Origin of the sequence: Xylophilus sp., assembly GCA_009914555.1 — a bacterium.
Classification (GTDB): domain Bacteria; phylum Pseudomonadota; class Gammaproteobacteria; order Burkholderiales; family Burkholderiaceae_C; genus WNDY01.
This window is the reverse complement of the sequence record WNDY01000087.1, coordinates 1-12,699: the sequence shown is the minus strand read 5'-3', so window position 1 is coordinate 12,699 and position 12,699 is coordinate 1. Positions and strand designations below refer to the sequence as shown.

Genomic DNA, 12,699 nt, shown 5'->3' with positions numbered 1-12,699 from the left:
CCAGATCGGCCTGCGATACATCTGCACCCGGTGCAAATAGTCCTTCTGGATCGGCAACGGGAGAAATCGCTTGAATGGCTTGCTGTGGAGTGTCAGCTATTGACCCGGTTGGTGTATAGTCAATACCTTCTCCCAGAAGTGCAAGAGCCTTCTGGCGATGGCCCGCCATCTGGTTTTCCCACTTATCCCGCACGTTGCCCGGAGCGCCGCCGTTATTGGCGTCAGAAGCCGAATACCGGCCCGGAGAACCGGCGTTGATGGTCGAGTATAGGTCAAGGCCACTCATACCTGGCTTAAATCCGGACGAACGGAAATAGTTGGCAACCGCGCCGTTCGGGCCGAGCTGTGAAGCGATAGGATCATTCCAATCGACACCATATTTTTCAGCCTGCGGTTCTCCGAACTGGATAAGTCCGCGATGCTGGCCGTACTGGGTGCGAGGTCCGGCTTTCGTCGGGTCGAAAGTACCAGCAGTCTCGTAGGAAATGGCCGTTGCAAGGTCCACCGGATCAGCGCCAATGGCCTGCGCCGTATCGATAATGCCGGACCGCAGAGCGTCGGCGTTTTCACCGAAATTGAACTTGCCTTGAGGGCCCGTACCGGTCGCCGCACCGCTCGTGGGCGAGCCACCAGCCGCAACCGTTGACGGATACGCACCACCTGACCCGCCAAAGCCGTTGATAAGCTGACCGAAAAGCGCGCTGCCTTTCTGTCGCTGCTCGTCTGCGTACTTTTCGCCCTGATTGATGCGGCGCTGTTCAAGAGCCGCACCAAGTCCGTCTCCCAATGCGTAGAGCCACCCGCCCGGACGCGAATAGTCCTGTGGACCGCCGCTCATAAGCTGCTGGACGCGGCGGCGCGCTTCCTGCAATTGCTCGGGCGTCTTATATGCCGTGCCCTGACCGAAAATGAAAGATGGTGTAGCCATTTATTTCCCTCCAAGAGCAAGGCCGTAATCGACCTGAAGCAGACCGTCAGGACGCTTCGAAACCGCCGCTGGCTTCTTTTTCTGTACCTGCTGTGCCAATAGGCCGAGGTGCTTCGGTGAGCCGTCAGGCTCGTCACGGTAATTGTAGAGGTAGACGTTCTGTCCTTTGATCTTCCCGACTTTTTCAACGTCCTTCTTGGCGCGTTCGTCGGAAAGGAAACCAGCGGGCAATCCCTTTGCAAAAAGACTACCCAGACCACCAAGGAAGCCGTTCATCTGGCTCATCTGCTGATTGTATGCGCCAAGATCATTCGCGTATTTCTGCTGCACCAGCCCCGCATAATCGACAGTTGGAATTCCGCCGATCTGTGAGCCCCCGAACTGTGGCTTGCTGACCTGTCCGCCTCTTATCAGCGCACCGATTTCATTGATCGGACGTGCACGTTCCTCATACCGCTCGTTTAAGGCTTGCTGGCGTTGAGTGTTGGCGGCGTTGAACTGTGCGAGCTGAGAGTTGGTGAGCTGATCCTGCAAAGCGTTATTGCCGCCAATCGCAGTATTCTGGTTCTGATACATCTGCTGCTTGGCTGAGTTGCCGAAACTTGCCTGATCGCGTGATAGGCCGGCAAGACGGCTTTGCTCTTGGCCTGCGGCAAGAAGAACCGATGTGCGCTGATCATTGACGCCCTGGTCAAAGTTTCGCATCGCCGCCATATAGGCATCCGAACCAAGCTGAATACCTTGGTTTGAAAGCCTTTGTTCAAGAGCTGAGCGCTCCTGATCTATCTTAGGCTGCAGCCTGCCCATCATCGCATCTTGTACAGCCTGCTTATCCGAAGAGAAATCATCGGTGTAGCTGGTCGTAAGATCAGGACCGCTGCCGAACTGCTGATAAGTCGGGGTAGTAATTTTGGATGCATCACCGCCAGCGGGCAGACCATCAAGATTGATCGGCTGGCCGAGCAAGCCTTGCAGGCGCCCGGATTGGTCACGAGCCAACTGTGCGAGATTTAGGCTTGCGGAGTTATTTGCATCAGCAATCGCCTGCTGTTCCGGCGAATATTTAACGGTATCGGTGAAAGTCGGGATTTGATACGACTTGCCCGAGCTCGGGTCAAAGACTGTCTGTGTGCCGGTCTGCGTTCTGGTCAATGAGCCATCAGGAGTGATCTGATTTGGCTGCTGAAACCAAGCGTTTGCGGTCGCCGTGCTGATATTCGTACCGGTCTGCGCCGCTGCGGTTTCTTTTGGATCTGGAGCTTTTGGAGCTTTGGGCTTACCCATTCCGCACCTGCCTTTTATGGAAGCGACTTGACCGCCAAGCGTCGTCAGTCAGTGTGAAAACAATTTCCGCCTCATCGCGCCCTCTCAGGCGTGGGATGCGGTAGGGAGTGAAGCCATATGCCTGCGCGATCCGACACATGGACTTGTTTTGCTCTGCAACGCGGAGAATGACCATCTGGCAGGCAAGCTGGTCGAACGGATAGGAAAACAGTGAAGTGAGAACGGATCGGTTCAACCAACGCTTTGAGAGGGCCGCTGCGGATAGCTCGATTACTGCACTTTCAGGGTTCCAGTTATGAAAGACCACACCAGCTATAAGTCGGTCGCCCTCGACAACACCCATTGTAGTGAAGTTGGTAAACCCACGCTCACACCCCGGAATATGAGATGCCACAAAGCTTGCAATTCCCTCGTTGATTTCCGGGCATCGCTCGCCACCAAATACAGTAATCATGCACTTGCCTCGCCCAATTCGACCTGAATTGACCCAATGCTGAGTTCAGCATCGATTGGGAAATCTCCGCCGGAAGTGATCACACAACCGAGAGCAAGCAGATCACCAGAAGCCCGCACGTTCTGGCGGAACCAATAATCATTGCGCTCGGTTGAATTATCCCAGAGCGCCTGATCCCAGACGCCAACGTCCCATTCTGACGAACCCTCATCGCCAAGAGATACTGTACTGTTGGAAGGGAATGAGCGATCCATATCCGCTCGAGCAAACAGAAGCGCCGAAGGCCGCGTCTTGCCTTTAATCAAGAAGCGAGCAAGGGAAGCTGTTTTACGTTGCCCAACATTGCCGCCCGTTAAAAACTGAGACAAATAAACTGCCGCGAATGACATTCCGTCATCGGAACCAGTAATGTCTCCTTGCCAGAAGTTGCCGCCATTCGAGCCGAAGAAAAGGCTACCTTGTAGCGTTGCAAAACAGTTCGCGCTCCAGTTCGTGGTAATAGCCCACTTGCCCGTCAAAACATTGAGAACGAAAGATTTATCCTGAACGACTGTATTCTCAGGAAACGTTATGAAGACTAAGTTGCGTTCGGGCCATTGCGTCACTGTCCAACCGGTGCTTGTCGCGTTGGCAGCCTCCCGCCAGTCGTCTTCAATTTCACGACTGGCCGAAACAAGGCTGAGAGCCTGACGGTCGCGTTGAAATACCTGACTCATCGGAATGAAACCGTCTGTCGTGCAGATCAAAATATCCGCACCGCCTCTGATCCAGGCATTTTTGCCGAGTGGCTTGCCGATCTGGTAAATGCCTTTGAGCGCAAAGGAAGCTATGTTGGACGGATCATCGCCCTGATATACCGCGACTTCCCCCTCTGTTGAAATGAACACGCACATATCGTTGAGGCCGTCGCCACTTTCAATCGACCACGAGAAGCCCGTCAGAAGCGATCCGCCTTTTTTCATGACGCCACCAAGGGGAAAGGGCTTGGCCTCGCCACCGAACGAATTTAGCGGCAGATAATACGCGTCCATACTGCTGTTCTTGAGAAAGAACTCGCGGTTTTTGAAAAGCCAGACGTAATTGAACTGATTTGTCGTCGTTGCATCCCCAGCCGCGAAAGTAATGGCTGGCGTCGTTGTCCACCCAGAACCGTTGTAAAGCTGGCGCGGATCAGCACCATTTACGCACACCATCATTGATGCACCTTGCGAGGTATGCTGAACCGTTGACCAAAGTCCGGAGCTTTGCGCACCAAGGCTTGGTGCAGTTGTATCCGGCGGTGAAGCAGGGCTCGTCAGATCGTAGATACCGGCATCGGTCGCCATAAATAGCTTTTCGACACCTCCAAACCGGTAATTGAACGCAGACAGGATATTACCGGCTCCAGCTAACAGAGCACGCTTGATTGAACCGCCTCGGATGCGAGCACCCTTTAATGTCGGCCAGAAGTTTCGAAGAATGGAGGCTGCACCTGCACCGGGTTGCAAAAGATCGTAATTTGTAACCAACCCACCGTTAGGGGCTGGAAAAGTAATTGGCGATCCTGTCTGAGCCTTACCGCTGTTGGCTGAGCGCACCGAAGATGGAAGTCTACCCGGGCGTGGCATCATTGGCTTGCTCCACGGTCGGCGGAAAGTTCTATCGCCAGATCGGCTTCGAACTCTGCCACCTGATCATCGAAGGTCATTCCCTTTTGCCTTCTCCAGCGCCAGATCACGCCTTTAGTCAGCAGACGATCCGGAAAGAGGAGATCGTTGTCATCGCTCGTGATCTTGTCACGTTCATCGCTTCCATCCACCAACCAGTTCCGCGACACATAATTGATAGTCGCTCCGGTCGAAGCAGCAGTCGAAGTGAACTCGACTTTTCCGGCTTGAATGAATGCGAAAGGCTGGGTTGAAGAGACGGTTTTGATGATCGCCCATTCGCCAGAGTTCAATACCAGCCTTGCGAACCGGCCATCACCAAACTGGATACCGCCACCCGCGATCAAACGCTGAAAATTCTCTGGCAACGGAAACGGCGATGCATCGACGGATGCTGATTTTAAAGTCCGGTTCCAGTCGCCACGCCGTGAAATCTCTTCGCCTGCTTGTTGCGCAAACTCGATCATGGTCTGTGCATTGGGATTTGAGTTGCCAACCAGCGTATCGAAGCGGTCAAGGGAAACCACGTCACAGACTTCGTTGATTGCTTCGATAATGGACATTATGGCGTCACTCCACCGATGCGCACCTTGTTCTGTCCGAACCGGGAGCGCTCATCGTCTGATCTTAAGTCTGCGAGTGCCTGGGATTTGATACCGGCTGCGGCTGTGGCACCGGCTGCATCTTTCGCCCATATCGAAATTTCTTCGACTACCGCATAGAGGTAAACGTCTGAAGCGGTTTCCAGCAGCCAGTTCGATGGATTTGCAGGCGTGAGTGAGGGAATTTTCTGATAATAGTCGAATTGCAGATTGCCACTCCATACAGGCCGAACAATCACATTCCGTCCCTGAATAGCGAACGCAAAAGGCACCTCCCGACAACCGCGCACAGACTCTTCGAGCGCCTGAATGGAATAAGAGCGAATGACACGCCCTGATCCCGTCTGAACGGAACGTGCTTCAAGAAAGCCTTCTGGCAGTGGGCCAACGCCATCTGTCACGGTAACGGCGGCGCTACTCTCCATTTCCGCAACCCGGATTTGTCGATTGATCTTCAATTCGGCCAACCCGACGAACCGCTGAAACAGGTTCGCGAAGTCGTTTCGGCCAACGTATTCGCCAGCCGTCACCAACAGATCAGCATAATCAGTGATCATAGCTTGTCTCGTGTTCGCCAACCGGCATTGTCGGAGTTCTTGAGATAGCGGCGAATGAAATCGTCATCACCGACACGCACAGCGGGCAGCAAATCGCGATAGAAGATATTGAGGGGGATTGAGGCGACCTTTGCGAAATCGCCCCACTTGCCGCCCTCATTACGCTCCAATGCGTTCTGATTAAGAAGCGCGTCCGTTGCGTAATATTCGGTCTTCACCGCCCCGTAATTGTCGTCAATGTCGTACCAGATGCGTCGAAATCCGCGCACCGGGTCATCTTCGATCACTTCACCGTGACGATAAGGGCGCTCAAGCTTCATCTTCTGGAAGCTCTGCCTTACGGGAGTTTACGAGCTTCTTGGCGACCGAGATAGGAAGCTCATGAACTTCGCCTGGCTTCAATTTGACACCGCTCTCAGGGAAGTAACCGCGCAACAGTCGCACTTCCATTGTCTTCTCAGATTTTGGCTTCGCGTTAGCGTCCTGCGCCGCAACTGTTGGCGCTGACGTTCCGGACGGATTGGTATTCGGCTGACTTGCCTGATTGCTGTTCTGATTATCGGTCATTGGTACATCCTCGTTGAAAACGAAAACGGAGGCCGAAGCCCCCGTTTCTCACTGGATTTCAGCTGTCTTAAGCAGCCTGCACGTCAGCGATTGCGCCGCTCGATGCTTCATTTTTGGCAACCAGCGTCCATTCACAGTTGACCAGACGCTTTTCAGCATCGCCGGTCTTTGCCAATGGCTTCTGAGAAATGCCGCGAAGGAAACCAACTTCCCACATTTCAGGATCAAGCAGGGCAACGTCACGCGCACGCTGCCAAGGATTGGCAATCGCAGTCAGATAACCGAAGTCACCCTGATACACATCAGCTGCACCAACGATTACGGCCTGAGCGTCCTTCCGGCGTTCTGCGGGAGCATCAGCACGAATGGCGGCAATGCCGGGGAACTTCGAGAAGGTCTTTTTCAGCGAAGAGTGCATCATGATGACGGTTGGCTTTGCGCCCACGTCAAATGCCTGCTGCTGGACGTTCTTCACCTGATCCTCTGCAAAGTCACGCAGAGTTCCGTCCGTTGGCGCGACAGTCAGGCCAGTTGCCTGATCATAGCCGCCATCTGCACCGGTGGCCCCGCGATCCGTGTTGGTGGAAAGCCAGGTCCAGATAGAACCGGACTGGCGAACCGGTGTCGCATTGCTGCCTGCCGAAGACGGCTGAACCTTGCCAACCATGGCATGTTCCATGTCTCGGGCGAGCTCCTTGGCCTTCTTGACAGTCTGACGCTTGATTTCCGACTTGCGCCCATACTTCTTCACAGCTTCCGTGGTGTCGGAAATCATGAATGTTTCATCAGAAATCTGGCAATAGTTGCCAACTTCGACGGTCGGAGCCACCTGCTGGAACGTAGCGTCGTTGCCTTCAGGCTTGGCGTTGTCACCGGGGGCGCGTAGCGTATCGGTCTGCCACTGATGTTTCGTAGCCGAAACGTCATAGTTGGTGCCGACGAGCTTCTGAAAAGGAGTTTCTTCCTTTGCGACCGTGTAAATCACATCGCGGAAGTCTTCAGCCTTGCCCTTCACGTCATAGGTATCGGTAGTGCCTGCCATCTGAGCCATTGTATTTTCTCCTTGAAAACAGCTCTATGACCAGTCCAACGCATCAAGAGCTTGCTTGGCGTGATCGACTGATCCAGATTTTTTGAAGTTTTGCAGAGCCTTGTTGGAGCCGCTCACAGACGGGCGATTATTTCCAGGCTTGAGCGCTGGCGCATTCTCAAGCTTCTTTTTCCCGGCCTTCTGTTGCTCAATCGCTTTGAGACCAATCCTCGCATAGTAGGCTAGCTTCAACATGCGATGATCGACCACAGTATTCAGTTCTTCGACTGTGAAGCCGAGCTGCTGCGCCGTGTCGAGAACGTCCTTGTTGAAGGCATCGCGCTTTTCAGCGTTTTTGATGTGAGGGAGCGCAGCTTCAAGCAGTTCATTCTCAGCGGCAAGCCGCTTCTGATACTGCTGATATGTGAACTGCTGCTCCTGCTCACCAGCCTGCTGTTTTGCCGCAAGAATGGTCTGCAGTTCACCAACCACGGTGTCATACATTGCCTTTTGGCGCGTGTATTCATTCGGGTTGGTCATAGCAAGAGTGGTTGACGGTTCCTCTGGCAATCGACTAGCCAGATAGTCCACCAACCCATCCAAGGTTGTCTGCAACTGGTTATGTTGACGGGAAAACGCTGTTTCTTGTTCAACCAGCTTCGAAAGCTTTGTTTCGGCTTCTTTCCGCTGATTGGCAAGTTCCTGCGTTTTCTTATGATAATCACCCTGCCGAAGATAGCCGCCCTTCAATTCTTTTAGGGAAACTTCGGTGCCATCGGCAAGTGTAACCACGGTCTGATCGTCGGCATCCGGCTCATCGCCTTCACCGCCGTTCTCGCCGTCATCTTCATTTCCGGTCTCTTCGCCATCTTCAAGGGCGTCACCCGTCTCAGCTTCATCGGTGGCAGTATCCGCATTTGACCGGTCAGAGTTGGGCTCGATGGCCTCTCCTTCCGCTTCAAACATGGCATCAAGCGCCGTGTCGAGATCAGAGGGTTGTGCGTTATCACTCCCACCGGCTGGCAGGTTGGTGTGTTCGCCGTCCATGTTGGTAATTCCTTTGTCGGGTGAGTGCGCGGCTTATGCCACTGCACCTCTACGCACCGGTTTAGCTGAACCTTGTTCGGCCAAGGCTTTAAGCTTCGTGCGCAAAGCTCTTATTGCGCGGGCTTCAGCACAATGTGCCTGCCGCGCTTCGTGATCATCATAGGAAGCATAGATCGCAGCGTTGGTTGCGTCTTTCTCCAGTTCATCGAGCAACCAAACAAACAGGGGGTGCTCAATCAGAAAACTGGCATCGCCACTATCGGTACTCATTGATGAACTCCTCGCTCCAGAGCAGATGCAAAAGCGGCTGCCTGTGATTTCTGAAGTTCACGTTCGGTCCGGTGCAAAGCAATGCGTTCGCTGGACGCGATCTTCTCCCGCTCGATCTCTGCCATGCGGTCAATCCTGTATTGTTCAAGCATTGCACGGCGTTCGTCGCGCTGCGTCTCTGCCAAGCGCTTCTGCGCATTGTCTTCGGAGCTTCTGAACAGGTCGGCCTGCTTAATCTGGCGATTGGCTTCAACACAAGCAGCTTCACGCCGTTCAGCCGTTCGTGCTCTCGCGTCTTCAAGCTCAATTGCATTCTTATGCTTGACGGTTTCAGGATCCGGACGATTGCGAGCGGCTTCACTCATCTGCTGGATTTCTTGCTCATCCGGCTTGGTGAAATACAGGCTCACTGTCTTCAGGCCCGAAGCTTCGACCATACGTGAAATCGTATTCCAGAGATTGTCTGGCTTCACATAAGGGTTATCGACCGCTCCGAAGTTAGCGAGAAGCTTTTCCTGCATGCCCATGACGAACTGCAAAGCCATCATGTCGCGCTCGCGTGTGCCTGCACCCAGACCGGTATTAACGCTGGCATCCATGCCCGCATCCCAATATCTGGGATCGAACGTCACCCATTTATCCCGTAGACGGACTGTACGCGGTTTGTCCTGATGCTGAACGATGAGGCGAAGTACGCCTTTGAAAACGCGCTGCAAGCCATGCGCAAAGTTCTTTACCACCATGTCTGTTTGAGCAATTCCAGACTGCTCAATCATGGCTGACGCTTTAGCTGTGGTGTTCTGCAATGCATCAGGTGCCAGACCACTGGCCGCATCGGAAATACCCGTCCGATCCGTCACAATATTATCCATGTATCCGAGCATCTGAAAGGATTGTGCTGCAACAAACGGGACACTGCTATATCCAACCGCGTCTTGAACGCTCTTGCCAGATTTGACACGGATCGGCTCACCAAACCGCGGATTTGTTATGCTTTCAGGGTTTTCAACGCTGTCGCTCTGCACAATTGGCTGAAGATTGTTCTGCCAATAGATGTTGTCGAGCGTATTGCGCAGCAGCACAGTTTTAACCCGCTGTACTTCTTCGATATCATCAGGGATCGACCGGCCTTCCCACTGATGAGGTTCGCTTTCCGCAACCAGATCACCGAATGGCACCATATCATCCCATGGTTCATTGACGATGATGTGCTCTTCACCCCGTCCGCCTGCCATGATAACGCGGCGCAGTTCCGCAACTCCATCGCCATCATAGTCAACGCGCACAAAGCATTCAGCGACTTCTATTTCATCAATGGATGGATGATGACCCTGCGCTGACGTTCCGATTGATCGTTTGCTCTCGTTGTCCTCATCCAGATTAAGCAGATCGGCCCCATCAGCTGCCGACAAAGCTTCGATGGTGGCTTTGTCATATCCTGCGGCGATCAGCTCTCCCCGGCGCTTTGTAGTGACCTGCGCAACTATCGGACTGTCATCAATGGTCTTTGCGTCCGGATGAATACGGAACTCACTGCGGGGAACGCATTCCAGAATGACATTCTTCTTGTCAAACTGCCGCTTGATCTGAACGGTATAGAAGCCTAGGTCATCCTGCGCAGCGCCAAGAATTTCTATCGACTGATCAGAGACAAGCATCTGTGCGGCTTCCATATCGAGCCCATCCAGCGTGCTTGTCTCTGTTTCCTTCCTCTTCTCAACAAACCACTTGAGAACGCCATTGCGCTTCAGCAAAGCATCATGCATCGCATCATAGATTGCGCGTTGCCCGCCACTTTCTGGCAGCACAATGTAATTCACGTAATCGGTAGCTTGATCTGCGCTGCCTTCATCGCCTTCAGCAACGGGCGCATACTCTACGATCTTATCTGAACCGAAGAAAACCCGATAAACCGACGGCAGTACCTTCTTGATCGTTGCACGAACATCTTTCGAGATTGCAGACGAACGGCCTTCATCCGAAGGAGTGTCCTTCATCGTGCCGTCATAGTATTCCTGAGCCTTCTGCAAATCGGGCTTCAGCTGACTGTCGTAATAATTGTCGCAGTCATCCAACAGCCCGCCGACAGCACCGGCTAGCTCTTCTTTTGTCATGTTCGGCATAAATTAAACCACCTTACGAGGGGTGAATTTCCAGCTGGTTGCCGGTGTGTAAACCGTAGCAAATCGCAGCATCATCAGTGCGTAGCGAGAAGCAGAAATCGTATCGTCCCGCTCTTTCACTACCTGTCCGTTCTTCCGGTGATACAGACGGCGCTCCTCATGCCAGTGCGCACATGTCCGAAACACCTTCCAGCGACCGGTCTGCATCCGGCTCAGCATATCCATCAAGCCAGCTTCAACGCTGTTCGATCCATCCTCAAACGTCGCCCTTTCTGGCAGGAGATTGAGGTTTTGTTCGCGATACTGCGTTGCAAGGTTCTTGCCCGCTGCCACATCGTTGTTACCATCGTGCGGCCATCCCCAAGGCAACCAATCTCCCCAAGGCTTCAGTGCAGCAGCATGAATGATCGGTGTTGCCTGGCTCTTGCGGTAGTCCTTGGTGACATACACCACGTCCGCGTCACGATCCCACGCAAGGTTCACGGCAGCGGTCGGATGATCCCAACCAAAATCGAGTCCGCCGATCTGCACCCAATGAGCGGGGACTTCGAAAGGCTCAACCGTAATATCTTCTTCCAATACTGGAAAAATAAGACCGCTTCCCAGCGTCGGTATGCCCTTAGCGCGCGCCTCACGTTCATGCGCTGGATAGCTAGCAATGATCTTAGCGCGCTCCTCCGGCGTGTAGTGCTCCGCGTCATCAATCGTCATTGATATGACCTTGCGAGACTCGGTAGCCATGTCGTCCGCTGCTGGCATGACGAACCTCGAAACAACCGTGGACATACCAAGCAAAGGTGTAAACGTGGTCTGCGCGAACTGCCCGCGCTGGCCGTTGTTCGTTCGTGTCAGACCTTCACTGTAAATGTCTTCTGCCGGTTCCTCATCGAACCATACGCCATCAACCGTTGGCCCTTGCCACTTCTCACGGCCCTTTTCGTAAGCCTTGAACGACAAAAGCGCTTCATCGGCCTGTACGTCGCCACCGCCGCCCCATCGCACCACAATGCTATCGAGCAGATTGGGAACTCCCATCGCTCTTGTGCGTGACACGATACAGTCAGCTGGGATAAAGCCCGTTCCCCATTGATCCTCAATCGCTGGCGGGCCCACCAGAATGCGTTGCGGGTTGTCGCGTGTGCTTTCACCGGTTACAGAGCCAGCCCAAAGCACCGGGGCTTTGTTGAACTCTGCGCCTTCCCACCAGTCAGGATAACGACCGGTCAGATGAACGGCCCATTCAGCACCACCGGCAATAGTCTTGCCAAGCTGGTTGCCTGCCATAAACAGACGCTCTGATTTCGTTGCGCCCGCCGCGTGAAACTCTTTCTGTTTCGTATATGGCGAATAGGTTTTAAGCTTGTTCGTCCTCTTCCGGCGTTCCAGTTCCGCCAGCAGCGATTGCAACTCCTGCTTTTCCGAGTAATTCAGCAATTCGAGCATTCAACTGCTCCTCTGGCGTGGTCTGGAGAGAGCCAGATACATTCAGGTCAAGCTTTTCACTGTACTTCTTCGGTCGGAGCTTGCCAGCCATCCATTTGCGCGCCTCAACACGCAGGGAAGATCGTTGAACGGCCTCCTTGTTGAAGACCTCTCCAATGACCTCGCCGTCCTTGTTCGTCTTTTCCATCCAGTCGTTACGACCATCGTCAGCAATCGTCAGGATTTCATCAAAAAGGGTGTCGGCCTGCTCCTCACGCGCGTGCGCGTATTGGTCCGAAAAGCATTTGTTCTCGCTAAGCCACTTGAAAACCGTGGAACGTGCTGGAAAGCCTTCTTTATCGCAAATGGTGCGCAGACTGTCGCCATCAGCTATGCGCTCACATATTGCGTCAGCCAGTGCCTGGCTAAACTTTGTCGGCCTTCCCGTCTTTACCTCTTTATCGGTCATATTGTTTCCTTTCGCGCAGTTTGAGTGCTGCGAATGGTGAAATGAGTTACCGGGCTTGCTTCACTTATCGCCTATAATGCGGGGAGTCACCCCGGAGCGGGAGCGATGGTTCTAAGCCGCGAATAAGCAGGGCATACGCGCCTTAAGCCTGCCGACACGCGACAGGTGGGCAAACTGGTTGCAGTGGCGGGAATTGAACCCGCTTCCTTCTGGGTACGAACCAGATGAGCTACCGGTGCTCCACACTGCTGAAAAGGAAAAAGCGGCTCAAAGGTCGCTGAACTTTGGACACGAAAATCC

Annotated in this window: 14 protein-coding genes and 1 tRNA gene; all 15 read right to left on the bottom strand. The window is 53.7% G+C overall.

Going from position 1 to position 12,699, the window contains the following annotated elements; genetic code table 11:
• On the bottom strand, positions 1-928 hold a 928-nt coding region (locus GAK38_RS22060), incomplete at its 3' end, for a hypothetical protein (protein ID WP_325347068.1).
• A complete protein-coding gene (locus GAK38_RS22055) occupies positions 929-2,212 on the bottom strand; it encodes a tail fiber domain-containing protein (protein ID WP_325347067.1) in 1,284 nt (427 codons plus the stop codon). It lies immediately after the preceding gene.
• The gene (locus tag GAK38_RS22050; RefSeq protein ID WP_325347066.1) at positions 2,205-2,666 is read right to left on the bottom strand and encodes a GNAT family protein; all 462 of its coding nucleotides are present in this window, start codon (positions 2,664-2,666) and stop codon (positions 2,205-2,207) included. The genes GAK38_RS22055 and GAK38_RS22050 overlap by 8 nt, the downstream gene beginning before the upstream one ends.
• Entirely contained in the window at positions 2,663-4,276 is a 1,614-nt protein-coding gene (locus GAK38_RS22045; RefSeq protein WP_325347065.1) for a hypothetical protein, read from the bottom strand. The genes GAK38_RS22050 and GAK38_RS22045 overlap by 4 nt, the downstream gene beginning before the upstream one ends.
• Complete coding sequence (locus GAK38_RS22040; RefSeq protein ID WP_325347064.1) at positions 4,273-4,875, bottom strand: phage adaptor protein; 603 nt, start codon at positions 4,873-4,875, stop codon at positions 4,273-4,275. Before GAK38_RS22040 ends, GAK38_RS22045 begins: the two co-directional genes overlap by 4 nt.
• On the bottom strand, positions 4,875-5,471 hold the full coding sequence (locus tag GAK38_RS22035; protein ID WP_325347063.1) for a phage adaptor protein: 597 nt from the start codon (positions 5,469-5,471) through the stop codon (positions 4,875-4,877). Before GAK38_RS22035 ends, GAK38_RS22040 begins: the two co-directional genes overlap by 1 nt.
• Positions 5,468-5,791, bottom strand: a complete 324-nt coding sequence (locus tag GAK38_RS22030) for a hypothetical protein (RefSeq protein ID WP_325347062.1) — start codon at positions 5,789-5,791, stop codon at positions 5,468-5,470. Before GAK38_RS22030 ends, GAK38_RS22035 begins: the two co-directional genes overlap by 4 nt.
• Positions 5,781-6,038, bottom strand: coding sequence for a hypothetical protein (locus GAK38_RS22025; RefSeq protein ID WP_325347061.1), 258 nt, complete (start codon positions 6,036-6,038; stop codon positions 5,781-5,783). The genes GAK38_RS22030 and GAK38_RS22025 overlap by 11 nt, the downstream gene beginning before the upstream one ends.
• Positions 6,039-6,105: 67 nt before the next feature.
• On the bottom strand, positions 6,106-7,089 hold the full coding sequence (locus GAK38_RS22020; RefSeq protein ID WP_325347060.1) for a DUF5309 domain-containing protein: 984 nt from the start codon (positions 7,087-7,089) through the stop codon (positions 6,106-6,108).
• Positions 7,090-7,113: 24 nt separating this feature from the next.
• Positions 7,114-8,115 (bottom strand): hypothetical protein, encoded by a 1,002-nt coding sequence (locus GAK38_RS22015; RefSeq protein WP_325347059.1) that lies wholly within the window; start codon positions 8,113-8,115, stop codon positions 7,114-7,116.
• Positions 8,116-8,148: 33 nt separating this feature from the next.
• Complete coding sequence (locus GAK38_RS22010; RefSeq protein WP_325347058.1) at positions 8,149-8,385, bottom strand: hypothetical protein; 237 nt, start codon at positions 8,383-8,385, stop codon at positions 8,149-8,151.
• A complete protein-coding gene (locus tag GAK38_RS22005; protein ID WP_325347057.1) occupies positions 8,382-10,508 on the bottom strand; it encodes a portal protein in 2,127 nt (708 codons plus the stop codon). The genes GAK38_RS22010 and GAK38_RS22005 overlap by 4 nt, the downstream gene beginning before the upstream one ends.
• Positions 10,509-10,511: 3 nt before the next feature.
• Positions 10,512-11,951 (bottom strand): terminase large subunit domain-containing protein, encoded by a 1,440-nt coding sequence (locus GAK38_RS22000; protein WP_325347056.1) that lies wholly within the window; start codon positions 11,949-11,951, stop codon positions 10,512-10,514.
• Positions 11,863-12,399, bottom strand: a complete 537-nt coding sequence (locus GAK38_RS21995) for a terminase small subunit protein (RefSeq protein ID WP_325347055.1) — start codon at positions 12,397-12,399, stop codon at positions 11,863-11,865. Before GAK38_RS21995 ends, GAK38_RS22000 begins: the two co-directional genes overlap by 89 nt.
• 175 nt (positions 12,400-12,574) lie before the next feature.
• Positions 12,575-12,649, bottom strand: a tRNA-Thr gene (locus GAK38_RS21990).
• Positions 12,650-12,699: the final 50 nt, after the last annotated feature.

Coding starts and splice junctions, on each gene's coding strand:
- GAK38_RS22055 (WP_325347067.1), bottom strand. CDS start 2,212: ATGGGTAAGCCCAAAGCTCCAAAAGCTCCAGATCCAAAAGAAACCGCA.
- GAK38_RS22050 (WP_325347066.1), bottom strand. CDS start 2,666: ATGATTACTGTATTTGGTGGCGAGCGATGCCCGGAAATCAACGAGGGA.
- GAK38_RS22045 (WP_325347065.1), bottom strand. CDS start 4,276: ATGATGCCACGCCCGGGTAGACTTCCATCTTCGGTGCGCTCAGCCAAC.
- GAK38_RS22040 (WP_325347064.1), bottom strand. CDS start 4,875: ATGTCCATTATCGAAGCAATCAACGAAGTCTGTGACGTGGTTTCCCTT.
- GAK38_RS22035 (WP_325347063.1), bottom strand. CDS start 5,471: ATGATCACTGATTATGCTGATCTGTTGGTGACGGCTGGCGAATACGTT.
- GAK38_RS22030 (WP_325347062.1), bottom strand. CDS start 5,791: ATGAAGCTTGAGCGCCCTTATCGTCACGGTGAAGTGATCGAAGATGAC.
- GAK38_RS22025 (WP_325347061.1), bottom strand. CDS start 6,038: ATGACCGATAATCAGAACAGCAATCAGGCAAGTCAGCCGAATACCAAT.
- GAK38_RS22020 (WP_325347060.1), bottom strand. CDS start 7,089: ATGGCTCAGATGGCAGGCACTACCGATACCTATGACGTGAAGGGCAAG.
- GAK38_RS22015 (WP_325347059.1), bottom strand. CDS start 8,115: ATGGACGGCGAACACACCAACCTGCCAGCCGGTGGGAGTGATAACGCA.
- GAK38_RS22010 (WP_325347058.1), bottom strand. CDS start 8,385: ATGAGTACCGATAGTGGCGATGCCAGTTTTCTGATTGAGCACCCCCTG.
- GAK38_RS22005 (WP_325347057.1), bottom strand. CDS start 10,508: ATGCCGAACATGACAAAAGAAGAGCTAGCCGGTGCTGTCGGCGGGCTG.
- GAK38_RS22000 (WP_325347056.1), bottom strand. CDS start 11,951: ATGCTCGAATTGCTGAATTACTCGGAAAAGCAGGAGTTGCAATCGCTG.
- GAK38_RS21995 (WP_325347055.1), bottom strand. CDS start 12,399: ATGACCGATAAAGAGGTAAAGACGGGAAGGCCGACAAAGTTTAGCCAG.